Origin of the sequence: Streptomyces sp. Ncost-T10-10d (assembly GCF_900091955.1) — a bacterium.
In the GTDB taxonomy this organism is placed as follows: domain Bacteria; phylum Actinomycetota; class Actinomycetes; order Streptomycetales; family Streptomycetaceae; genus Streptomyces.
This window is the reverse complement of record NZ_FMDF01000139.1, coordinates 1-21,583: the sequence shown is the minus strand read 5'-3', so window position 1 is coordinate 21,583 and position 21,583 is coordinate 1. Positions and strand designations below refer to the sequence as shown.

Here is a 21,583-nt window from a genome sequence, read left to right as displayed (position 1 = left end):
TTTTCTGCGTTCACGAGGTCTTGTGTTACCCCTGTGCACCGGCCGGCGGTGGCTGAGGGTAAGGTCAGGGGGCATCATTGGCACGTTCTTCACACAGGAGGCCCCCGGGTGGAGGTCCAGGAGACTCGGGTTCAGACGGACCGGGTACTCACCATCCCCAACATCCTCAGCATGGCTCGCCTTGTCGGGGTTCCGCTCTTCCTGTGGCTGATTCTTCGCCCCGTGTTCGGCGGCCCCCAAAGCGATGGCTGGGCCTTGCTGGTGCTGATGTTCAGTGGCATCAGCGACTACCTCGACGGTAAGCTCGCCCGCCGGTGGAACCAGATCAGCAGTCTCGGTCGGCTCCTGGACCCTGCTGCAGACCGCCTCTACATCCTTTCGACTCTTGTCGGCCTGACCTGGCGGGAGATCCTGCCGCTCTGGCTCACTGCAGCACTTGTGGCCCGCGAGCTGATGCTCCTTGTAATGGTGGGAATCCTCCGCCGCCACGGCTATCCACCGCCCCAGGTGAACTTTCTGGGGAAGGCTGCCACGTTCAACTTGATGTACGCGTTCCCCTTGTTGCTGCTCAGCGACGGAAGTGGTTGGCTTGCATCGCTGGCCGCCATTTTCGGATGGGCGTTCGCAGGTTGGGGTACAACGCTCTATTGGTGGGCAGGGATCCTCTACGTGGTTCAGGTCCGCCGGCTCGTCAAGGCGGATGTAGCAGCCGATTGAGCTCGTTGATGCGGGTGCCGCGCAGTGTGGCCGGCCCGCCGCTGATGACCCGGGTGGTGCCCTGACGGGCGAAGTCGGCTAAACCGTCGTCTCTGCAAGGAGGACGTTTCCGACATGAAGGCCGTCGTGATGGCTGGCGGCGAAGGCACTCGTCTTCGCCCCATGACCTCGAGCATGCCCAAGCCGCTTCTGCCCGTCGCCAATCGGCCGATCATGGAGCATGTGCTTCGGCTGCTCAAGCGGCACGGGCTCAACGAGACCGTCGTAACGGTCCAGTTTCTTGCCTCGTTGGTCAAGAACTACTTCGGGGACGGCGAAGAGCTCGGGATGGAGCTCAGTTATGCCAATGAGGAGAAACCGCTCGGCACTGCGGGGAGCGTGAAGAACGCCGAGGAAGCGTTGAAAGACGACACCTTCCTCGTTATTTCCGGTGACGCGCTCACCGACTTCGATCTCACCGACCTCATCGCCTTCCACAAAGAAAAGGGCGGGCTGGTGACGGTGTGCCTGACCCGTGTGCCGAATCCTCTGGAATTCGGCATCACCATCGTGGACGAGGCGGGCCAGGTCGAGCGTTTCCTGGAGAAGCCGACCTGGGGCCAGGTCTTCTCGGACACCGTCAATACGGGCATCTATGTCATGGAACCCGAGGTGTTCGACTATGTCGAGGCCGACGTCTCCGTGGACTGGTCCGGTGATGTCTTCCCGCAGCTCATGAAGGAAGGAAGGCCCATTTACGGCTATGTTGCCGAGGGCTACTGGGAGGATGTCGGTACCCACGAGAGCTATGTGAAGGCCCAGGCAGACGTTCTTGAGCGCAAGGTCGACGTCGAGATCGACGGATTCGAGATCTCGCCAGGTGTATGGGTCGCGGAAGGTGCGGAAGTACATCCCGACGCGGTGCTGCGGGGACCGCTCTACATCGGTGATTATGCAAAGGTCGAAGCCGGAGCGGAGATTCGCGAGCACACGGTCATCGGGTCGAACGTCGTCGTGAAAAGCGGCGCTTTCCTGCACAGGGCAGTGGTTCACGACAACGTCTACATCGGCCAGCACAGCAATCTGCGCGGATGCGTGATCGGTAAGAACACCGACGTCATGCGGGCCGCCCGCATCGAGGACGGCGCGGTCATCGGAGACGAGTGCCTGATCGGTGAAGAATCGATCATTCAGGGAAATGTTCGCGTCTACCCGTTCAAGACCATCGAGGCCGGTGCCTTCGTCAATACGTCGGTGATCTGGGAATCTCGCGGACAGGCCCACCTCTTCGGCGCCCGCGGTGTGTCCGGGATCCTGAACGTCGAGATTACGCCGGAGCTGGCGGTCCGGCTCGCCGGAGCCTATGCCACGACCCTCAAGAAGGGCTCGACGGTCACCACCGCCCGTGACCACTCCCGCGGCGCCCGTGCGCTGAAGAGAGCAGTGATCTCGGCGCTCCAGGCCAGTGCCATCGATGTCCGGGACCTGGAAAACGTACCGCTGCCCGTCGCACGCCAGCAGACGGCGCGGGGCAGCGCCGGCGGGATCATGATCCGTACGTCCCCCGGTGTGTCCGACTCGGTCGACATCATGTTCTTCGACGAGCGGGGCGCGGACCTCTCTCAGGCGCGGCAGCGGAAGCTCGACCGGGTCTACGCACGTCAGGAATACCGCCGTGCCTTCCCGGGGGAGATCGGGGACCTGCACTTCCCGTCCAGCGTTTTCGACTCGTACACCGGATCGCTGCTGCGGAACGTGGACACCGCGGGAATTGCCGACGCGGGCCTCAAGGTTGTCGTCGACGCCTCCAACGGCAGTGCCGGGCTTGTGCTGCCCAGTCTGCTGGGCAGGCTCGGCGTGGACGCGTTGACCATCAACCCCGGCCTCGACGAATCACGGCCCACCGAATCTGCCGAGACCCGGCGCTCAGGACTGGTGCGATTGGGCGAGATCGTCTCCTCGGCACGGGCCGCGTTCGGCGTGCGGTTCGACCCGGTGGGTGAGCGGCTCTCCCTGGTCGACGAACGGGGCAGGATCGTGGAGGACGACCGGGCGCTTCTTGTGATGCTCGACCTCGTGGCGGCCGAGCGGCGCAGCGGGCGGGTGGCGCTGCCGGTGACCACGACGCGGGTCGCCGAGCAGGTCGCGGCATACCACGGCACGCAGGTCGAATGGACGACGACATCGCCAGACGATCTGACGCGTGTGGGACGCGAGGAAGGCACCATCTTCGGTGGAGACGGCCGCGGTGGATTCATCGTTCCCGAATTCAGTAGCGTCTTCGACGGATCGGCTGCTTTCGTGAGACTCATCGGGCTTGTCGCCAGGACCCAGCTCACTCTCAGCCAGATCGATGCCCGTATTCCCCGTGCCCACGTCCTGCGCCGCGATCTGGCGACACCCTGGGCCGTCAAGGGCTTGGTCATGCGACGGGTCGTGGAGGCGGCCGGGGATCGCAGTGTCGATACGACGGACGGTGTACGGGTCGTGGAGGCCGACGGGCGATGGGTGATGGTGCTGCCGGACCCGGCCGAAGCGGTCACTCATTTGTGGGCCGAGGGTCCGGACGACGCCTCCGCGCAGGCGCTGCTGGACGAATGGGCGGTGGTCGTGGAGAGCGCAGGTCACTGAGGGTTCCACCGGTGTTCCCGGCGGCGTCCGGCGACGCCTTTGGGCACACCGGTGGGGCCATTCGGCGGTAGCAGTGGCGACGTGCGACGATGTGCGGCATGTCGCAGCAGCCCCCCGATCGGAGTACCGCCTCGCCTCCTGCGCGTCCCGACGCGTCCATGTCGCTGCTGACCAATGTGATGGACCACAGCCTGGACGACGGATACGCCGAGGCGTCGGCGCGTCGGAAGGCCGACGGGAGCGCGGGCATGCCCCGCACGCTCAAGTCGAGACTCGGCCTCGCCGCATGTCTGGTGCTCGCTGCACTTGTGGTCACGCTCGGGGCTGCGCAGGCACGTGTCTCCGCTCCGGTCCTCGCCAAGGAGCGCCAGGAGCTGATCGACCGTATCGACGGGGAGACGGCGGCGGCCGACACTCTTGAGTCGCAGGTCGACAAGCTTCGGGACGACGTGGGCAGACGCCAGCGCAAGGCGTTGGAGAAGCACGGCGGGGACCAGGGGGAGCTGGTGGCGCTGCTCGCCGGGGCGACAGCGGTGGAGGGGCCCGGGGTGAAACTCGTCGTCGACGACGCCAAGGACACCGACCAGGGCGGTGGTGGGCCGAGGGAGACCAGCGGATTCGCCGACACCGGGCGGGTCCGCGACCGGGACCTGCAACGGGTCGTCAACGGACTCTGGCAGTCCGGTGCGGAAGCGATCGCGATCAACGGACAGCGTCTGACAGCCCTGTCGGCGATCCGTGCGGCCGGCGACGCCATACTGGTCGACAACAGGCCGCTCGTGCCGCCGTACACGGTGCTGGCGGTGGGGAACGGGAAGCAGCTCGGCACCGCATTCCAGGACAGTGCTGACGGCCAGTATCTGCAGGCGCTCAAGGACACCTTCGACATCCGGACGAGCATGTCCGTCCAGGAGAAGGTGAACCTCCCGGTCGCGCCGAGCCTGATCGTACGAACAGCAGAGCCTCATAAGGCCGCAGACACCGGCAGTGGTGCGGCAGACACAGGGAAGGGCACATCGTGATCGCCGTACTGGGCCTCGTCGTGGGAGTCGTGGTCGGACTGTTGGTCCGACCCGAGGTGCCGGCGGTGGTCGAGCCCTATCTTCCGATCGCCGTCGTGGCAGCCCTCGACGCAGTCTTCGGGGGGCTGCGGGCCATGCTCGACGGAATCTTTGTCGACAAGGTGTTCGTCGTGTCGTTCCTGTCGAACGTCGTGGTGGCCGCACTGATCGTGTTCCTGGGCGACAAGCTGGGCGTGGGAGCGCAACTCTCCACCGGCGTGGTGGTCGTGCTCGGAATCCGGATCTTCTCCAACGCCGCGGCCATCCGCCGGCACGTCTTCCGGGCCTGACGCCGATGAGCAACGAAGAACTTCCCAGCGACAAGGGCCGCATCGGCGAGCAGCCGACCGACGTCGCCAAGGAGCTCACCGGACGTCAGCGGCTGATCGCCGGACTCTGGCCGCCGCGGGTGACGCGAGCCCAACTCATCGTCGCGGTGCTGCTGTTCGTCCTGGGGCTCGGGCTGGCCATTCAGGTGCGCTCGAACAGTGACAACAGCGCGCTGCGGGGTGCCCGCCAGGAGGACCTGGTCCGCATTCTCGATGAGCTGGACGACCGAACACAGCGTCTGGAGGATGAGAAGCAGCGCCTCGACGCTCAGCGTGCGGAGCTGGAGAACAGCTCCGACCAGGCTGAGGAGGCGCGCAAGCAGACAGTGGAGAAGGAACGGCAACTCGGTATTCTCGCGGGCACCGTGGCGGCACACGGGCCCGGGATCACACTCACCGTCAATGACCCGGGAGACGGGATCAAGGCGGACATGCTGCTCGACGCGCTGCAGGAGTTGCGTGCGGCGGGTGCCGAGGCGATCGAGGTCAACGGAGTGAGAGTGGTGGCCCATACGTTCTTCTCCGGTGACGGCGGCAACGTCAAGGTTGACGGCCGTAAGATCACCGCGCCGTACGTGTTCAAGGTGATCGGCAAGCCCCAGGATCTGGAGCCGGCGCTGAACATCCCTGGCGGTGTGGTGCAGACACTGGAGAAGGAGCAGGCCACCGTGCATGTGAATCAGGCCGACGACATCGTCGTGGACGTCTTGCGACCGGCGAAGCGGCCTGACTACGCTCGGTCGTCATCCTCGTGAGGCCGCGCCATGGAGGGGTCGAAGGACACGGGCAGGAGGTTGCGGGGGGTCGCCGCATCGTAATGGTGGTGCGTGGTGGAAACTGTCGAGTGGATACGGACGTTGTGAAGATGTCCGGGTCGGCAGGTGTGTTCGTTCAGGGTTCGTCCTGCCCCACGGGCGGGTCTATTTCGGTCAAGGGGAATCGCCCGTGAAGTTGTTTGGGAAGTTGTTCGGCAAGAGCGCTCGCGATGAAGCTGCCCGCCATCGCGCACCGCGCCATGGCCAGGCGGAGGAGCAGGGCTCGGAGCGCCCGCTCTTCCGGGATCAGGTGTCCGGTTCGGGCAGTGACAATTCGGGCGCTTCCGGCGCGTCGTCTGTTGACCCTGCCGGTGCCGGCCGCATAGGTTTCACAGAACCGTCAACCTCAAGTACGGGTGGAGGGTTCACCCCGAGGCAGGAGGGTTCGTCCATGCCGGTCTGTACGAGGTGCGGGCATCGCAATGCCGAGGCCAGTCGCTTCTGCTCCAACTGCGGTGCGCCGCTAAAGGGTGGAATTCCCGAGCGTGCCTCGGAGACGACCTCGACCATCTCCATCTCCGGTCTTGAGGCATACGAGGCGGAGGCCACCGGGCAGACACCCGTACCGTCCCTCTCGCCCGAGGCGCAGGCCGCAGTCGAGGCGCTTCCGCTCGGCTCGGCACTCCTGGTGGTGCGACGTGGGCCGAATTCCGGCAGCCGCTTCCTGCTGGACGGTGAGCTGACCACGGCCGGCCGCCATCCGCAGAGCGACATCTTCCTCGACGACGTGACGGTGTCGCGGCGGCATGTGGAGTTCCGCAGGAGCCCCGACGGCAGCTTCACGGTCGGGGACGTGGGCAGCCTGAACGGCACCTACGTCAACCGTGAGCGCATCGACTCCGTCGCCCTGTCCAACGGTGATGAAGTGCAGATCGGCAAGTACCGGCTGGTCTTCTACGCGAGCCAGCGGGGCATCTGACCCGTCAGGGAAGGTCAATGCTGAGAACACCGACGGGCGGTGCCGGTCACGGCACCGCCACCGCCGACGACCGCCCGATGAGCATCGGCACGGTGCTCCTGCAACTGCGGGACGAGTTTCCGGAAGTCACGATCTCCAAGATCCGCTTCCTGGAGGCCGAAGGTCTCGTCGAGCCGCAGCGGACCCCCTCCGGCTATCGCAAGTTCCGTGGGGCCGACGTGGAGCGGCTGGCTCAGGTGCTACGTATGCAGCGGGACCACTACCTCCCGCTGAAGGTCATCCGAGAGCATCTGGATGCCCTCGCCCGCGGTGAACAGTCCGCCCTGCCGTCCGGGGGCGACCCGCGAGATCTGGCCGACGGCGGCTGGGACGTCGGCTCGGGACGGGCGACCGCGGCCCGTATCGGCCGTGCCGAGCTGCTGGCGGCTGCTGAGGTCACCGAGAGTGACCTGGATGAGTGGGAGTCGTACGGCCTGGTCGCTCCGACCGCCGAGGGCGGTTACGACGCGGAGATGGTCACGGTGGCCAAGCTTGTGGCGGATCTGGGTCGATTCGGTCTGGAACCACGTCACCTGCGTGCCATTCGGGCGGCCGCGGACCGTGAGGCGGGACTCATCGAGCAGGTGGTCGCGCCCTTGCGCCGGCATCGGAATCCGCAGACCAGAGCACATGCGGAGGCCACTGCGAGGGAGCTCGCAGAGCTGTCCGTACGGCTTCATTCGGCGCTTGTGCAGACTGCTCTGCGGGTCCGGCTCCACTGATCACGTCGGTGCCCGACTACCCAAACCTGCCGAGCACGTCCTAGGGTTGCTGTGTGAACGAGCTCGACGTTGTGGGTGTCCGGGTGGAAATGCCCTCCAACCAACCGATCGTGCTCCTGCGTGAAGTGGGAGGCGACCGGTACCTCCCCATTTGGATCGGTCCTGGTGAGGCGACCGCGATCGCCTTCGCCCAGCAGGGCATGGCTCCGGCCAGGCCGCTGACCCATGATCTCTTCAAAGATGTGCTCGAGGCCGTCGGCCAGGAGCTCACCGAGGTCCGTATCACGGACCTGCGGGAAGGGGTCTTCTACGCGGAGCTGGTCTTCGCCAGCGGGGTCGAGGTGAGCGCGCGGCCGTCCGACGCCATAGCGCTCGCACTGCGCACCGGAACGCCGATCTACGGCAGTGACGGGGTGCTCGACGATGCCGGCATCGCCATCCCGGACGAGCAGGAGGACGAGGTGGAGAAGTTCCGCGAGTTCCTCGACCAGATCTCACCGGAGGACTTCGGTACCAACAGTCAGTGACCGTTCTACGGGGTCGCAGTCAGCGCATCCGACAAGCCCTTCCCGCTTGCAAGTCACGGGAAACCACTCTCAGGGTGATTATCACTCGGCGTGCCGAGTGTGGCGATCGTTGACGCACCCCGAGTGACTGCCTACCTTCGAGATGGCAGGTCAAGGACGGAGGTCGGCGTGAGAAGCAGCGGCGACGGTACGGCAGCGGGTGGGCCGTATCCGCAGCAGGGGAGTACAGCCGGCCACACCATCAGGCAACCGGTTAAACCGGCGGCGGTGGCGGGGGGCGGCGTGGCATCGGCCAACGACATCGGCTATCGCGGGCCGACAGCTTGCGCGGCCGCGGGGATCACTTATCGACAGCTCGACTACTGGGCGCGCACGGGGCTGGTCGAGCCGAGCGTGCGTCCGGCATACGGCTCGGGCACACAGCGGCTCTACAGCTTCCGGGACGTCGTCCTGCTGAAGATCGTGAAGCGTTTCCTGGACACGGGCGTCGCCCTGCAGAACATCCGCACCACGGTTCAGCATCTGCGGGCCCGCGGCTTCCAGGATCTTGAGCGGATGACGCTGATGAGCGACGGGGCGACGGTCTACGAGTGCTCCTCGCCCGACGAGGTCGTCAGTCTGCTCCAGGGCGGCCAGGGGGTTTTCGGTATCGCCGTGGGTGTGGTGTGGCAGGACGTCGACGCTGCGCTGTCCCAGCTGCACGGTGAGCGGGTGGACACCGGCGAGACACTGGTCGGGAACAACCCCACCGATGAGCTCGCGCGTCGACGTAACCGCGCCGGCTGACCCGGCCGGGTAATCGGGCGCGGCGATTGTCAGTGCCGTAGGGCAGCATCGATTGATGTGAGAGCCGCGCCCACCATCCTGCATCTGGACATGGATGCCTTCTACGCCTCTGCCGAGCAGGCGGCGAAGCCCAGCCTGCGCGGAAAACCGGTCGTGGTGGGCGGGCTGGGACCGCGCGGAGTCGTCGCCACCGCGTCGTACGAGGCACGGCGCTTCGGGGTGCACTCGGCGATGCCCACGGCGCAGGCGCGACGGCTGGCCCCCAACGCGGCCTATCTGGTGCCCCGCTTCCTGCTGTACCGGACGGTCAGCGACCAGGTGATGGAGCTGCTGGGGCGGCTCTCCCCGCTGGTGGAGCCGCTCAGCCTGGACGAGGCCTTTGTGGACCTCGAAGCGGGTGGCATCGCCGATGACACCGCTTCCGCGCTGGAGATCGGTGAGCAACTGCGTACGGCCATCAAGGCAGTCACAGGGCTCACCGGCTCGGTCGGGCTCGCCGGTTCCAAGATGCTGGCCAAGATCGCTTCGGAGCAGGCGAAACCGAACGGGCTGCTGCTCATAGAGCCGGGGACGGAGCGGGAACTGCTCGCGCCCATGTCGGTACGGATCCTCCCCGGCGTCGGTCCCGCGACGGCGGACCATCTGCGCCGCGCCGGGATGACGACGGTGAATGACCTGGTCGAGGCAGGTGAGGCGGAGCTCGTACGCCTGCTGGGGAAGGCGCACGGCGGCTCGCTGCACCGCATGGCGTTCGGGTACGACGACCGGCCCGTGGTCGCGGAGCGGGACGCAAAATCGGTGTCGGTCGAGGACACCTTCGACGCGGATCTGCACGACCGGGTGCGGGTCAGGACGGAGGTGGAACGGCTGGCCGACCGATGCGTACAACGATTGCGCGGCGCGGGGCGGTCCGGGCGGACGGTGGTGCTGAAGGTACGGCGGTACGACTTCTCCACGCTCACGAGGTCCGAGACGTTGCGTGGGCCCACGGACGACCCGGCAGTGGTCCGGGAGGCGGCCGCGCGGCTCCTGGAGGCCGTGGACACCACCGGAGGGGTACGGCTCCTGGGGGTGGGCGTCACGGGACTTGCCGACTATACGCAGGAGGACCTCTTCGCCCAGGCCGCCGGTGAGCAGGCCGCAACAGGGGAAGCGGCCGAGGAGGAGACAGCGGCGGCGGGCGACGGGGACGAGCTGGTGGACAGTGCGCGGGAGGAGGCCCAGGAGACCGCCGAGCAGCTCGCCGCACGGCGCTGGCCTGCCGGGCATGACGTACGTCATGACACCTACGGCCATGGCTGGGTGCAGGGCAGCGGTGTCGGCCGGGTGACGGTGCGGTTCGAAGAACCCGAATCGGCGCCCGGCCGGGTGCGTACGTTCCGCATCGACGATCCGGAACTGCAGCCGGCCGATCCACTGCCGCTGGTGCGGGACCCGGTGGACTACTCGTCCTGGCCGGCCAGCCTGCCGAAGTCCCTGTCCGGGCCGGTCTCCTCGGGCGGCGAGTCCAGACCGTAGTGCCGGTAGAGCTGGAGTTCCTGTTCCGGTGAGAGGTGGCGGCCCACGCCGAAGTCTGGTGCGTCCTTGATCAGTGCACGGTCGAAGGGGACGCGGAGCGAATCCTCCACGAATTCACTGGGTTCCAGCGGGACGAACGCGTCCCGGCTGAACAGTCCGGTACGTACGGCCGCCCACTCGGGCACACCGGTGGCGTCGTCGAGGTACACCTCGTCCACGGTTCCGATCTTGATGCCCTTGCGGTCGAACGCCTTGCGGCCGATCAGGCTGCGCGGATCGATGTCGGTCTGCACGGTCCCTCCCACTGGTCGCGGCTACTCCACAAGCACTACAGAAGTGCAGATCCGAGGGGTTGGCCACTCGAGAATTCCGCCGCGAACCCCGCTGGTAGGCTGGTGATGGCTGCTGACCCCGTGCGGGAGAGTCCTCCGGAGCGAATCCGAAGGCGCCGAAGGAGCAAATCCTCCCCGGAATCTCTCAGGCCCCCGTACCGCACGGACGAGGTCACTCTGGAAAGCAGGGCGGGTTTCGTGCGGCCGAGTGCCGGTACGGTTCCCTTCCTCACCGACGGTGAAAGCCGGTACGCCGCAGGGCGCGCCGGTGAAGCTCTCAGGTTGAGATGACAGAGGGGGAGGCCGTTCGGGCACCCGCGCCGTGGTGCCCCTCGCAGGTCGTGACAGACCAGGAGGCCTCCACCATGACCCCCCGTCGCACTCCGCTCTCCCAGCTGGAGCAGGGCATTCCGTTCGAACAGCGCCACATCGGTCCCGATGAGGAGTCGCAGTCGAAGATGCTCGCTCAGATCGGTTACGGCTCGCTGGACGAGCTGACCGCGGCAGCGGTGCCCGATGTCATCAAGAGCGCGGAGGCGCTGCAGCTGCCGACCGCCCGCACCGAGGCCGAGGTCCTGGCGGAGCTGCGCTCCCTCGCCGACCGCAATCAGGTGCTGGCGCCGATGATCGGGCTCGGCTACTACGGCACCTTCACCCCGCCGGTGATCCTCCGCAACGTCATGGAGAACCCCGCCTGGTACACGGCCTACACGCCGTACCAGCCGGAGATCTCGCAGGGCCGCTTGGAGGCGCTCCTCAATTTCCAGACGATGGTCGCCGAGCTGACCGGGCTGCCCACCTCCGGCGCCTCTCTGCTCGACGAGGGCACCGCGGCCGCCGAGGCCATGGCGCTCTCACGGCGTGTCGGCAAGGTCAAGAACGGTGTCTTCCTGGTCGACGCCGACGCCCTGCCGCAGACGATCGCCGTCATCGAGACCCGCGCCGAGCCGACCGGTGTCGAGGTCGTCGTCGCCGACCTCTCCGACGGCATCCCGGCGGAGATCGCCGAGCGCGGCGTCTTCGGTGTCCTGGTGCAGTACCCGGGCGCCTCCGGGGCGGTACGGAACATCGAGCCCGTCATCGAGCAGTCCCACGAGCTCGGTGCGATCGTCACGGTCGCCGCCGATCTGCTGGCCCTGACCCTGCTCACCTCACCGGGCGACCTGGGCGCGGACATCGCGGTCGGCACCACGCAGCGCTTCGGTGTACCGATGGGCTTCGGGGGACCGCACGCCGGCTTCATGGCCGTGCGCGAGAAGTTCGCCCGCAGCCTGCCGGGTCGCCTCGTCGGCGTTTCCGTCGACGCGGACGGCAACAAGGCATACCGGCTGGCCCTGCAGACCCGCGAGCAGCACATCCGCCGCGAGAAGGCCACCAGTAACATCTGTACCGCTCAGGTGCTGCTCGCCGTCATGGCCGGGATGTACGCCGTCTACCACGGCCCGGACGGGCTGCGGACGATTGCTCGGCGCACCCACCGCTACGCGGCGATCCTGGCCGAGGGCCTGCGCGCCTCCGGCATCGACGTCGTGACCGGCGCCTACTTCGACACCCTCACCGTGCGTGTCCAGGGGAAGGCCGCCGATGTCGTGGCCGACGCACGTGAGCGCGGCGTCAATCTGCGGCTCGTCGACGCAGACCTGGTCTCCCTCGCCTGCGACGAGACCACCACGCGTACGCAGATCGCCGCCGTCTGGGCCGCCTTCGGCGCCGACGGGGAGGACATCGAGGCACTGGACGCCGCGACTGCCGACGCGCTGCCCGAGGGCCTGCTGCGCACCGACGAGATCCTCACCCACCCGGTCTTCCATCAGCACCGTTCCGAGACCGCGATGCTGCGCTACCTGCGCAGGCTCGCCGACCGGGACTACGCCCTGGACCGCGGAATGATCCCGCTCGGCTCCTGCACCATGAAGCTGAACGCGACCACCGAGATGGAGTCGATCACCTGGCCCGAGTTCGGCGCACTCCACCCCTTCGCGCCGGCCGAGCAGGCGCAGGGCTTCCTCACCCTCATCCGTGAGCTCGAGGAGCGCCTCGCCGAGGTCACCGGGTACGACGCGGTCTCGATCCAGCCGAACGCCGGATCGCAGGGTGAGTTCGCCGGCCTCCTGGCCGTGCGTGCGTACCACCGGGCCAACGGCGACGATCAGCGGACCATCTGCCTCATTCCGTCCTCCGCGCACGGCACCAACGCCGCCAGCGCCGTGATGGCCGGCATGAAGGTCGTCGTGGTGCAGACTGCCGACGACGGCGAGGTCGACATAGAGGACCTCCGCGCCAAGATCCAGAAGCACCGCGACGAGCTTGCCGTGCTCATGATCACGTACCCGTCGACGCACGGTGTGTTCGAGGAGCACGTCGCCGACATCTGCGCCGAGGTCCACGACGCCGGCGGTCAGGTCTACGTCGACGGTGCCAACCTCAACGCGCTGGTCGGCCTCGCCAAGCCGGGACGGTTCGGCGGTGACGTCTCGCACCTGAACCTGCACAAGACCTTCTGCATCCCGCACGGTGGTGGCGGTCCCGGCGTCGGCCCGGTCGGTGTCCGCGCGCACCTCGCGCCGTACCTGCCGAACCACCCGCTGCAGCCCGCGGCGGGCCCCGAGACCGGCGTCGGACCGATCTCGGCCGCTCCGTGGGGCTCGGCCGGTATTCTCCCCATCTCCTGGGCGTACGTACGCCTGATGGGCGGGGAGGGCCTGAAGCGTGCGACACAGGTCGCCGTACTCGCCGCCAACTACATCGCCAAGCGTCTCGAACCGCACTACCCGATCCTGTACAACGGGCCGGCCGGGCTCGTCGCGCACGAGTGCATCGTGGACCTGCGGCCGATCACCAAGGCCACCGGCGTCAGCGTCGACGACATTGCCAAGCGTCTGATCGACTACGGCTTCCACTCGCCGACCATGTCGTTCCCGGTCGCCGGGACGCTGATGATCGAGCCGACCGAGAGCGAGAACCTCGCGGAGCTCGACCGATTCTGCGACACGATGATCGCCATTCGTGGCGAGGTCGAGAAGGTGGCCTCCGGCGAGTGGAGCGCGGACGACAACCCGCTGAGCAACGCTCCGCACACTGCGGCGATGCTGGGCGGGGAGTGGGACCACGGCTACAGCCGTGAGGTGGCGGTCTTCCCGGCCGGAGTCTCGGCCGCCGACAAGTACTGGCCGCCGGTGCGCCGGATCGACGGTGCCTTCGGTGACCGCAACCTCGTCTGCTCCTGCCCGCCGCTGGACGAGTACGACAACTGAGGCATGAGCGGTAGGGCGTGACGCGGGCATGCGTCGGGGCCGGTGCGGAGAGTTCTCCGGGCCGGCCCCAGTTCGTACCGGCTGCAGTCAGGCGGCCTTCATCACCCGGCCGGTCTCCAGGGGCCGGTGCGGGGCGATGATCTGCCCGTCCGGGAGCAGCTCACCGGTGTCCTCGAAGAGCAGGACGCCGTTGCACAGCAGGCTCCAGCCCTGTTCCGGATGGTGTGCCGTCAGGCGGGCGGCTTCCCGGTCGGCTGAGTCGGCGGTCGGGCATGGTGGCTGGTGCTGGCACATGGATGGGTTCTTTCGCTGCGTTGTGGTGAATGTCCTGCGGCTTGATGAGGTGTTCATGGCCGCCCCCCGTATCAATCGGTCCGGTCCCAGTGTTGCCCCACGGGCGTCAATCCGCAGGGATTTCGCGGCAGCACTTCTCCTCACTCCAAGGACGTGTCACCCGGCCGGACGGTTCACCGCAACTGCACTGTCACTTCGGGTGGTTCGGGGTGGCCGGTCCGGGCTAGTCCAGATGGGCAGGATGTGCGTCCCGCAGCGCTGTGCCCCGCCACCAGGGACGGTGGCGGGGCACAGCGCGGTGATGTGGGGTGCGGCCGTCGTCAGGCCGGTGATCCGAGCAGGGGGCCGGTGCCCGGGGTGATGCGCAGCGTCATCACGCGGAGCAGATCGGCGACCCGGTGCGGGTGATGCGCCGCGATACCAGGTGGCGCGGGTGCCAGCGGTACCAGGAGATCGGCGGGGGCGAGCGCCCCGCCGGAGGCGTCGGCCTCGGTGTCGGCATGCAGCCACAGTGCCAGCATGTAGAGCTCCGGGATGGACAGCAGCCGCGGCTGGTAGTGAGGCGTCACCGTCTCGGCCTGGCGCACGGCGAGTTCGGTAGAGGCGATGTAGGGGCCCTCGAAGAAGTGCGAGAAGGTCCAGCCGTCCGGAGTGAGCATGGTGTCTGCTGCGGCGACGGCCTGCTCCGAGCTGCGGATCAGGAACCGCCACGCGGCGAGCCGGGTGGCGGGTGCGAGCCCGCTCGGGCCGATCCGGTCCAGTACATGGACGGGGAGCGGGAGTTCGGGGCTCAGTGGTCCCTGGGCGGCTCGGAGGGCAGGTGTGCGGGCCTCGCGGACTGCGGTGGGTGAACCGAGTGCCGCGAGAACGCTGCGCAGAGCGGGCGCGGGAGCCGGGGGAACATGCAGCGGCATAGTGGGTCGCCTCTCACTTCGGAGACACGGTGATGCGTGGGCGGGTGCAGACGGCGCTGTCGGCGTGCGGGGCCAGAGGAGGCCGGTGACTGGGCCGGTGCGTCAACTCTCTGCCTCGTCCGCGAAGTTTATACGACACGTGTTCACGCAGTGATTCCACTAGCCGTCGCAGGTATTGCCGACAAGGCGGTATCAGGACTTTATTATGCGGAGATTCTGCTGATTCGTCGTCAGCGGCGCAGCCACCGCCAGGGATTTTTCCCTGGGCGCGGTCGGCTGAAACGCTTCGGCGTTTTCACCACGCACCGGGCCGCGGAAACTGCGGACTGCACCATGCCGAGGGAATGTGCCCGGGCGGCCGCCCTCAGATTACTGGGTGCGCGGCGTTCATGTGGGCGTTATGGATCACCCGGCCTGGGCATTATCGATCGTGACGCGAGCGGCCTGGGCCGCGGGCCGCCCACTCGAGGGAGGGACGCTTCGATGGGGGAGAAGGTCGTGGCGGGCGCCTTTGATCTGTCCGATCGGCAGAGGTACCGGAGGAAGCTCCACCAGTGCCTGGAGGGGCTGGAGAGGCTCCTGGCAGAGCGGAGGTTCGACCGCCCCCGCAACCTCATGGGCATGGAGATCGAGCTGAATCTGGCGGGCTCCGACGGCATGCCGAAGATGATGAATGGGGAGGTGCTCCCGCGCATCGCGAGCCGTGATTTCCAGACCGAACTCGGGATGTTCAATTTGGAGGTGAACATAGCCCCGCACCACCTGGACGGACGCGTTTTCGATCAGCTGGCGGAAGAGCTCAGAACCGGCCTCGGATATGCCCACCGGAAGGCGGGTGAGGTCGATGCCGGGATCATGATGATCGGAATTCTGCCCACCCTGGGCCGTCAGGACCTCGTTGCGGCGAACCTCTCGGACGTGGACCGCTACGCACTGCTGAATGATCAAATGGTGGCTGCTCGGGGCGAGGATTTCTCCCTCGATATCCAAGGCGTGGAACGATTGGTCTCCACCTCCTCCTCGATCACTCCCGAGGCCGCCTGCACATCGGTCCAACTGCATCTGCAGGTGACACCGGCGCGCTTCGCGGCCGTATGGAACGCGGCCCAGGCAGTCGCCGGGGTCCAGATCGCCCTCGGCGCCAACTCGCCCTTCCTGTTCGGCAGGGAGCTGTGGCGGGAATCGCGGCCGCCGCTCTTCCAGCAGGCCACGGACACCAGGTCGCCCGAACTCCAGAATCAGGGGGTGCGGCCAAGGACCTGGTTCGGCGAGCGTTGGGTCGGTTCGGCGTACGAGCTCTTCGGGGAGAATCTGCGCTACTTCCCCCCGCTGCTGCCGATCTGTGACGAGGAGGACCCGCTGCGGGTGCTCGACGAGGGCGGGGTGCCGCGGCTGCAGGAGCTCGTGCTCCACAACGGTACGGTCTACCGCTGGAACCGGCCCGTGTACGGGCTGGCCGACGGCATACCCCATCTGCGGGTGGAGAACCGGGTCCTTCCTGCCGGCCCCACGGTCACCGATGTGATCGCCAACGCCGCCCTCTACTACGGGCTCGTGCGGGCGCTCGCCGAGGAGTCCCGTCCGGTGTGGACCAGGCTCCCCTTCGCAGCAGCGGCCGAGAACTTCGACACCGCCTGCCGCCACGGCATCGACGCGGAGCTGATCTGGCCCCGTCCCGGCCGTTCGGGCGGGCTGGCCCGGGTGCCGGCGGTCAAGCTCGTACGCGACGAACTGCTGCCGCTGGCAGCTGCGGGGCTCGATGCCTGGAACATCGAGCCCGCGGATCGCGACCGTTACCTCGGGGTCATCGAGGAGCGCTGCAAGCGGCGGGTGAATGGAGCGTCCTGGCAGGTGGACACCTACCACCGGGCACGGGAGGCCGGACTCGACCGGCATGCGGCACTGGCCGCGACCACCCGCCGGTACGCCGAGCTGATGCACAGCGGCGAACCCGTGCACAGCTGGCCGACGGGTGTCCCGGCCCTGTGACCCGTCGTGGCGGGCGCCGCCGGCCACCGCCGTTCCCGACCGCGCCGAGCGCTACTCCCGGGCGGCGTGGTTGCTCTGCCCGGCCGTCATGACGGCCTGCAGAATCACGGCCTGGATCTCGGCCGGGTCGATGACCTGGTAGCCCCCGCCGCCGGTGACCTTCGCTATCTCGTTCACCTCTTCGCGGTCGGCCTCGGGGCCGACCGCGATGGCGAGGAGTGGTACCGGACGTTCCGGGTCGGCGATCCGCTTCAGTTCCGCGACCAGGGCACTGCGGGAGATGGAGCGGTTGTCCTGGTTCGAGCCGTCGGTGAGGATCACCACAGCGTTGAACTTGCCCTTCACATAGGTTGCCTGGGCATCCTTGTACGCGGCCAGAATGGTGTCGTACAGACCGGTCGCGCCGCCCGGCACCGGCTGCAGCGCGGAGAAGGCCGCGGCGAGCCTCTCGCGGTGGGTGCCGCCGCCCTTCGCCGGGTCCCCGAGCCGGCCCGTCGGCACCAACCTGCGGTAGTCCTTGTCGCCGTCGAGCGTGGTGGCGAACTCCCATAGCCCGATCTCGTCGTTCGGGGTGAATTGGTTGAGGGCCTGGATCAGGGACGCCTTCGTGACGTCCATCCGGGACTGGTTGCGCCCCGGCACGATCGTGGCCATCGAACCCGAGGCATCGACGACCGTCGTCAGCCGGGCGCTCTGCACCGTGATCGTCCACATGCCGAGCGTCTGCTGGAGCGCCTCGGCGGACGGCGCTGCGGCGGCCGTGGTGGCGTATGGCTGGGGCTTCCTGCCGCCCGCCGATGCGACCACCGACTCCCCGGCCGTCCCGTCGACGTTTCTGAAGCCGTGCCCCTTCAGAATGGTTTGCGCGCCCGGCTCATTCAGCAGTGTCATGAACCGCAGGGCCGCCCGGCCCTCGGAGGTGGTCATCCTGGTCTCGTTCACCAGCGTGTACGGATAGTCGAGCAGCGGGGTGCCGTCCTTGGGGTAGAAGAGATCAAGTCTTCCACCGTCGGTCGACTCCGCGTTGTGGGCGAACGCGGCCTGCTCGGAGAGGAGCACCGCCTGGTTGCGCTCCGGATTGCCCTGCTCGGCGCCCGAATCGCCCTGCGCCAGCGTTTCGAGCACCTGGGCGTCACCGTCCGACATGCGCTGCGCCAGCAGCTTGGCGGTCGCCGCGACCCTGGTGTCGCTGTCGCCGCCCTGTTTCTCGGAGGAAGCGCCGATGCTGGAGAGCGCGAGCAGACCGGTGGCACTGCGTGCCGGGTCGGCCGCGCCGAGACGCACCTTGTCCGAGTCCATGGCCGCGGCCGTCAACTCGGCCCAGGAGTACTTCTTCTTCGGCCAGCCGAGGCTCTTAGCCGCCGACGGCACCGTGGCCAGGGTGACGGGGGAGGAGGCGACGGAATCGCCGGGGGTGATCGGGATGCCGTCACCGGAGCCCTTGGCCCGGTCGAGCCAGAGGTCGGAGTCGGGCAGCCAGATCTGGTAGTCCGGGGTACGGGTGCCGGAGGAGAGAGCATCGGCGACCTCGTAGGAGTCGCGGGCCACCACCCGCACATACAGACAGCGGCCGTCGGACCTCAGGTCGTCCTTGCGTGCCTTGTCGGCGACGGCACGTACGGCGGGGGCGATGTCCGGTGAGGCCACCATGGAAAGACGTACGGCGGAGTCCTCGCAGGACTTCGAGAACGACAGCAGGCCGCCCTGCACCGCGACTGCCGTTCCCGCCGCCACCGCGAGGACGAGCATGGTCGCGATCGCTACGGTCCGCCGACGACGCGGCGGCGGACCGTCCCCGCTTCCATCGGTCGCGTAGTCGTCGGGCAAGCTGTGACGTCCCATGACGGTGGTGCCCCTCCTTGAGGATGAACAAGGAAAAGGGGGACCACACCATCGCCCATGGTGGTTGTCCCCCGGCCTGTCGCGCATGATCTTCGTACCTGCATTCGAGACCTTAGCGGGGCGGGAAGAGGGATGGGGCGTGAATGCACAACTCAAGGCAGGTGTACAGGTGGAGGCGGGGCACGTGGCTGAATCTTTCTCCCAAGAGGCTGTGTCGCGACGGATCTTGCGGTCCGAAACGGTGCTGGTACTGGCTCTCTCATTGGGCGCCAGCGGGGTGTCTGCCCTGATCAGTTTTGTCGGATCGCTGACGAAACCAGGGGGTTTGAAAGAACAGGCCGCGATGCTCAACAGCTCGTACGCACCAGGGCGTCCATGGCTGGATCTCGCCTGGCAACTCTTCGGAATCGCGACGGCTCTGGTGCCCGTCGCCCTCGTCGCGCATCTGTTGATGAGGGAGGGGGCCGGCCTGCGAGCCATCGGCTTCGACCGGACCAGGCCATGGCCGGACCTGGGGCGCGGCGCGATGGTCGCGGCGGGTATCGGAAGCGCCGGACTCGCCTTCTATCTGATGGCTCGGGCAGCCGGCTTCAATCTGACCGTGGTCCCGGAATCACTGCCCGATGTGTGGTGGAAATTCCCGGTCCTGATTCTTTCCGCGCTCCAGAACTCCGTGGTGGAGGAAGTGATCGTCGTCGGCTATCTGCTGCGCAGGCTCGGGCAGTTGGGGTGGACACCGATGGCGGCCCTGGTGGCGAGCTCGTTGCTGCGTGGCTCTTACCACCTGTACCAGGGTGTCGGCGGCTTCATCGGCAACATGGTGATGGGTGTTGTCTTCGTGCTGCTGTACCGGCGCTGGGGCCGGGTGGGTCCACTGGTCGCGGCGCATGCACTGCTCGACATCGGGGCTTTTGTCGGATATGCCCTGCTGGCGGGGAAGGTGGGATGGCTGCCCACGCCGTGAGCGGGGTGGGACGTCACTGGGTCGTGTTCACGACGGGGGCGTCCGGGAGTGGTCCTTGAGCGGTGTTCAGCGCAGAGGGCGTACGGGAATGGTCCGTACGCCCTCTGCGCTGTCATCGGGCGGTTCAGGGCGCAGTGAGCAGTTCGCCGTCGATGACCGTCACGGCGTTGCCGGTCAGCAGGGTGCGGTCGCCGCGCAGCGAGGTGCGGACCAGACCGGGACGGGGGGAGGCCTGTAGTCCGGTCAGCTCGTCACGGCCGAAGCGGGCCGACCAGAAGGGGGCCAGCGCGGTGTGGGCGCTGCCGGTCACCGGGTCCTCGTCGATCCCGATGCGTGGGAAGAAGCCGCGGGAGACGAAGTCGTAGCCGCGGGAGGGATCCTCGGCGGCGGCCGTGGCGATGATGCCCCGCCGGGAGAGTCGGCTCAGTGCGGCGAGATCCGGAGTAAGTCCTCGTACGGTCGCCTCGTCGGTCAGTTCGACGACCAGGTCGCCGATGTGAGGGCCGGTGTCGTGGACGGAGAGTGGGTCCGCGCCCAGGGCGGCGGCCAGCCCGGCCGGGGCGGTCTCCGGTGTCAGTGGGGCTGTGGGGAAGTCGAGCGTGACCGTGCCGTCGGGGTGGGTGGTCGCGGTGAGGATGCCGCACCGCGCCGCGAAACGCACCGTGCCGCTCGCCGTCTGCGTGGTGTGCAGGACGTGCGCGGTCGCGAGGGTGGCATGCCCGCACATGTCGACCTCGGCGGTCGGGGTGAACCAGCGCAGTGCCCAGTCCGCGTCGCCGCCCGGCGGCAGCGGGTGCGCGAAGGCGGTCTCGGAGAGGTTCAGCTCCATGGCGATCCGCTGGAGCTGTTCGTCGTCGGCAAAGGTGTCGGAGTCCAGCAGCAGGACTCCCGCCGGGTTGCCGGTGAAGGGGCGGTCGGTGAACGTATCGACGATTCGGATCCTCATGGCGTGACCGTAAGTGCGGCGGAAAGCCGCAGACCAAGGCCAATCCCGTGTCGCTGGACCGAAAAGCCCGGACGGCGACGAGGGCTTCGACCGTCTGCCACCGATTCCGGGTGCTGCTCTGTTCTCGTCAAGCCGAGAGCGCCGGGCTCGATGTGGGGGACCTCAGGTGTCAGAGGTGGGCGGTACGTTTCGCACATCGGACGGAGGAGGACTCATGGCGACCAGGTGGAGCTTGACGATCGACTGCGCGCACCCGGCGAAGTCGGCCGAGTTCTGGGCATTGGCATTGGGCTATACGACAAAGCCCGCGCCGGCAGGGTTCGGGAGCTGGCAGGAATGGTTTGCGCATCATGAGATCCCGCAGGGCGAGTGGGATCAGGGCGCCTACCTGTGTGATCCGGACGGGGTGGGCCCTGCTCTGTCCCTCCTGCAAGTGCCGGAGTCGAAGGTGGTGAAGAACCGACTGCATCTGGACGTGCAGGTCGGTGGTGGTCGTGACACGCCCTGGGAGGAGCGATGGCCGCGTGTGGTCAAGGCGGTGGAGCAGCTGACTGCCGCGGGTGCGACCGTGATCCGCGTGGACGAATTGCAGGGCAGGCCCGATCATGTGGTGATGGCCGACCCGGAAGGCAACGAGTTCTGCCTGGTCTGACGGTGGCCTCGTTCCGCTGCGGATGCTGAACAACGCTGTGACGCAAAAGGCCCGTTGGAGCATGAGCTGGTGTCGCTGAAGGCACCGAGGGGTCCGGCTCCAGATCTTGCGTACCGGCCCCCGCTCCTGACCGCTGCCGCCGCCACCTCGTCCCCGGGGCAAGCCGCCCACCGACTGCGCCGGGTGGCGATCGCGGTCGAGTCCGTGAGTGCGGCGCACAGCGGCGAACAGGCGAGCCGGTCAAGTCGCCGGAAGCGGGCGGAGACCGTACCGGGGACAGCAGGTCGGTCCGCCCCCAGACGCCCGGCCGCACCGCACACGCCGAGCACGGCCGCGAGGCCGGCCGTACCGAT

Annotated in this window: 19 protein-coding genes and 1 riboswitch; of the genes, 14 read left to right on the top strand and 5 right to left on the bottom strand. The window is 67.6% G+C overall.

Annotated features, from left to right (window positions below; translation table 11 throughout):
* The first annotated feature begins 108 nt into the window (after positions 1 to 108).
* The 10 genes from GA0115254_RS23800 (at position 109) to GA0115254_RS23755 (ending at position 10,043) form a co-directional block, all read left to right on the top strand.
* The gene (locus tag GA0115254_RS23800) at positions 109 to 717 is read left to right on the top strand and encodes a CDP-alcohol phosphatidyltransferase family protein (RefSeq protein WP_093897307.1); all 609 of its coding nucleotides are present in this window, start codon (positions 109 to 111) and stop codon (positions 715 to 717) included.
* A 114-nt stretch (positions 718 to 831) separates the two neighbouring features.
* A complete protein-coding gene (locus GA0115254_RS23795; protein WP_093897306.1) occupies positions 832 to 3,327 on the top strand; it encodes a mannose-1-phosphate guanyltransferase in 2,496 nt (831 codons plus the stop codon).
* A gap of 98 nt (positions 3,328 to 3,425) precedes the next feature.
* Complete coding sequence (locus tag GA0115254_RS23790; RefSeq protein ID WP_093897305.1) at positions 3,426 to 4,349, top strand: DUF881 domain-containing protein; 924 nt, start codon at positions 3,426 to 3,428, stop codon at positions 4,347 to 4,349.
* Positions 4,346 to 4,678, top strand: a complete 333-nt coding sequence (locus GA0115254_RS23785) for a small basic family protein (protein WP_003970459.1) — start codon at positions 4,346 to 4,348, stop codon at positions 4,676 to 4,678. The genes GA0115254_RS23790 and GA0115254_RS23785 overlap by 4 nt, the downstream gene beginning before the upstream one ends.
* A 5-nt stretch (positions 4,679 to 4,683) precedes the next feature.
* The gene (locus tag GA0115254_RS23780; protein ID WP_093897304.1) at positions 4,684 to 5,472 is read left to right on the top strand and encodes a DUF881 domain-containing protein; all 789 of its coding nucleotides are present in this window, start codon (positions 4,684 to 4,686) and stop codon (positions 5,470 to 5,472) included.
* 190 nt (positions 5,473 to 5,662) lie between these two features.
* Positions 5,663 to 6,451: an FHA domain-containing protein gene (locus GA0115254_RS23775; RefSeq protein ID WP_093897303.1), complete on the top strand. Its 789-nt coding sequence runs from the start codon at positions 5,663 to 5,665 to the stop codon at positions 6,449 to 6,451.
* Positions 6,452 to 6,468: 17 nt separating this feature from the next.
* Positions 6,469 to 7,212, top strand: a complete 744-nt coding sequence (locus GA0115254_RS23770) for a transcriptional regulator FtsR (RefSeq protein WP_093897302.1) — start codon at positions 6,469 to 6,471, stop codon at positions 7,210 to 7,212.
* 53 nt (positions 7,213 to 7,265) lie between these two features.
* Positions 7,266 to 7,739: a bifunctional nuclease family protein gene (locus tag GA0115254_RS23765; protein ID WP_006123076.1), complete on the top strand. Its 474-nt coding sequence runs from the start codon at positions 7,266 to 7,268 to the stop codon at positions 7,737 to 7,739.
* A gap of 240 nt (positions 7,740 to 7,979) precedes the next feature.
* Positions 7,980 to 8,525, top strand: coding sequence for a MerR family transcriptional regulator (locus GA0115254_RS23760; protein WP_370740932.1), 546 nt, complete (start codon positions 7,980 to 7,982; stop codon positions 8,523 to 8,525).
* Between the two features lie 57 nt (positions 8,526 to 8,582).
* Positions 8,583 to 10,043, top strand: a complete 1,461-nt coding sequence (locus GA0115254_RS23755; protein ID WP_093897300.1) for a DNA polymerase IV — start codon at positions 8,583 to 8,585, stop codon at positions 10,041 to 10,043.
* On the opposite strand, the gene GA0115254_RS23750 is transcribed toward GA0115254_RS23755, so the two are convergent.
* Positions 9,968 to 10,336 (bottom strand): PRC-barrel domain-containing protein, encoded by a 369-nt coding sequence (locus GA0115254_RS23750; RefSeq protein ID WP_093897309.1) that lies wholly within the window; start codon positions 10,334 to 10,336, stop codon positions 9,968 to 9,970. The genes GA0115254_RS23755 and GA0115254_RS23750 overlap by 76 nt on opposite strands.
* 113 nt (positions 10,337 to 10,449) lie before the next feature.
* A riboswitch (glycine riboswitch) is annotated at positions 10,450 to 10,546 on the top strand.
* 194 nt (positions 10,547 to 10,740) lie between these two features.
* Between GA0115254_RS23750 and gcvP the strand changes: the two genes are divergently transcribed.
* Positions 10,741 to 13,629 carry an aminomethyl-transferring glycine dehydrogenase gene (gene gcvP, locus GA0115254_RS23745; RefSeq protein ID WP_093897299.1) on the top strand — a complete coding sequence of 963 codons (2,889 nt, stop codon included), beginning with the start codon at positions 10,741 to 10,743 and terminating at the stop codon, positions 13,627 to 13,629.
* An 87-nt stretch (positions 13,630 to 13,716) separates the two neighbouring features.
* Here the strand turns inward: gcvP and GA0115254_RS23740 are convergent, their stop codons facing one another.
* Positions 13,717 to 13,923 carry a DUF5999 family protein gene (locus tag GA0115254_RS23740; RefSeq protein ID WP_093897298.1) on the bottom strand — a complete coding sequence of 69 codons (207 nt, stop codon included), beginning with the start codon at positions 13,921 to 13,923 and terminating at the stop codon, positions 13,717 to 13,719.
* A 320-nt stretch (positions 13,924 to 14,243) separates the two neighbouring features.
* The gene (locus tag GA0115254_RS23735; RefSeq protein WP_093897297.1) at positions 14,244 to 14,837 is read right to left on the bottom strand and encodes a hypothetical protein; all 594 of its coding nucleotides are present in this window, start codon (positions 14,835 to 14,837) and stop codon (positions 14,244 to 14,246) included.
* Between the two features lie 483 nt (positions 14,838 to 15,320).
* On the opposite strand from GA0115254_RS23735, the gene GA0115254_RS23730 reads away from it, so the two are divergent.
* Positions 15,321 to 16,826 (top strand): glutamate-cysteine ligase family protein, encoded by a 1,506-nt coding sequence (locus GA0115254_RS23730; protein ID WP_093897296.1) that lies wholly within the window; start codon positions 15,321 to 15,323, stop codon positions 16,824 to 16,826.
* A gap of 51 nt (positions 16,827 to 16,877) precedes the next feature.
* Here the strand turns inward: GA0115254_RS23730 and GA0115254_RS23725 are convergent, their stop codons facing one another.
* The gene (locus tag GA0115254_RS23725; protein WP_093897295.1) at positions 16,878 to 18,668 is read right to left on the bottom strand and encodes a substrate-binding and VWA domain-containing protein; all 1,791 of its coding nucleotides are present in this window, start codon (positions 18,666 to 18,668) and stop codon (positions 16,878 to 16,880) included.
* Positions 18,669 to 18,852: 184 nt separating this feature from the next.
* Between GA0115254_RS23725 and GA0115254_RS23720 the strand changes: the two genes are divergently transcribed.
* The gene (locus tag GA0115254_RS23720; RefSeq protein WP_093897308.1) at positions 18,853 to 19,632 is read left to right on the top strand and encodes a CPBP family intramembrane glutamic endopeptidase; all 780 of its coding nucleotides are present in this window, start codon (positions 18,853 to 18,855) and stop codon (positions 19,630 to 19,632) included.
* 124 nt (positions 19,633 to 19,756) lie between these two features.
* Here the strand turns inward: GA0115254_RS23720 and GA0115254_RS23715 are convergent, their stop codons facing one another.
* Complete coding sequence (locus tag GA0115254_RS23715; protein WP_093897294.1) at positions 19,757 to 20,578, bottom strand: PhzF family phenazine biosynthesis protein; 822 nt, start codon at positions 20,576 to 20,578, stop codon at positions 19,757 to 19,759.
* Between the two features lie 214 nt (positions 20,579 to 20,792).
* Between GA0115254_RS23715 and GA0115254_RS23710 the strand changes: the two genes are divergently transcribed.
* A complete protein-coding gene (locus GA0115254_RS23710; RefSeq protein WP_093897293.1) occupies positions 20,793 to 21,230 on the top strand; it encodes a VOC family protein in 438 nt (145 codons plus the stop codon).
* Positions 21,231 to 21,583 lie beyond the last annotated feature (353 nt).

Excerpts from the sequence above, each read along its gene's own strand:
- GA0115254_RS23740 (WP_093897298.1), bottom strand. The coding sequence starts at position 13,923 with ATGTGCCAGCACCAGCCACCATGCCCGACCGCCGACTCAGCCGACCGG.
- GA0115254_RS23795 (WP_093897306.1), top strand. The coding sequence starts at position 832 with ATGAAGGCCGTCGTGATGGCTGGCGGCGAAGGCACTCGTCTTCGCCCC.
- GA0115254_RS23710 (WP_093897293.1), top strand. The coding sequence starts at position 20,793 with ATGGCGACCAGGTGGAGCTTGACGATCGACTGCGCGCACCCGGCGAAG.
- gcvP (WP_093897299.1), top strand. The coding sequence starts at position 10,741 with ATGACCCCCCGTCGCACTCCGCTCTCCCAGCTGGAGCAGGGCATTCCG.
- GA0115254_RS23735 (WP_093897297.1), bottom strand. The coding sequence starts at position 14,837 with ATGCCGCTGCATGTTCCCCCGGCTCCCGCGCCCGCTCTGCGCAGCGTT.
- GA0115254_RS23715 (WP_093897294.1), bottom strand. The coding sequence starts at position 20,578 with ATGAGGATCCGAATCGTCGATACGTTCACCGACCGCCCCTTCACCGGC.
- GA0115254_RS23770 (WP_093897302.1), top strand. The coding sequence starts at position 6,469 with ATGCTGAGAACACCGACGGGCGGTGCCGGTCACGGCACCGCCACCGCC.
- GA0115254_RS23730 (WP_093897296.1), top strand. The coding sequence starts at position 15,321 with ATGGGGGAGAAGGTCGTGGCGGGCGCCTTTGATCTGTCCGATCGGCAG.
- GA0115254_RS23780 (WP_093897304.1), top strand. The coding sequence starts at position 4,684 with ATGAGCAACGAAGAACTTCCCAGCGACAAGGGCCGCATCGGCGAGCAG.
- GA0115254_RS23725 (WP_093897295.1), bottom strand. The coding sequence starts at position 18,668 with ATGGGACGTCACAGCTTGCCCGACGACTACGCGACCGATGGAAGCGGG.
- GA0115254_RS23790 (WP_093897305.1), top strand. The coding sequence starts at position 3,426 with ATGTCGCAGCAGCCCCCCGATCGGAGTACCGCCTCGCCTCCTGCGCGT.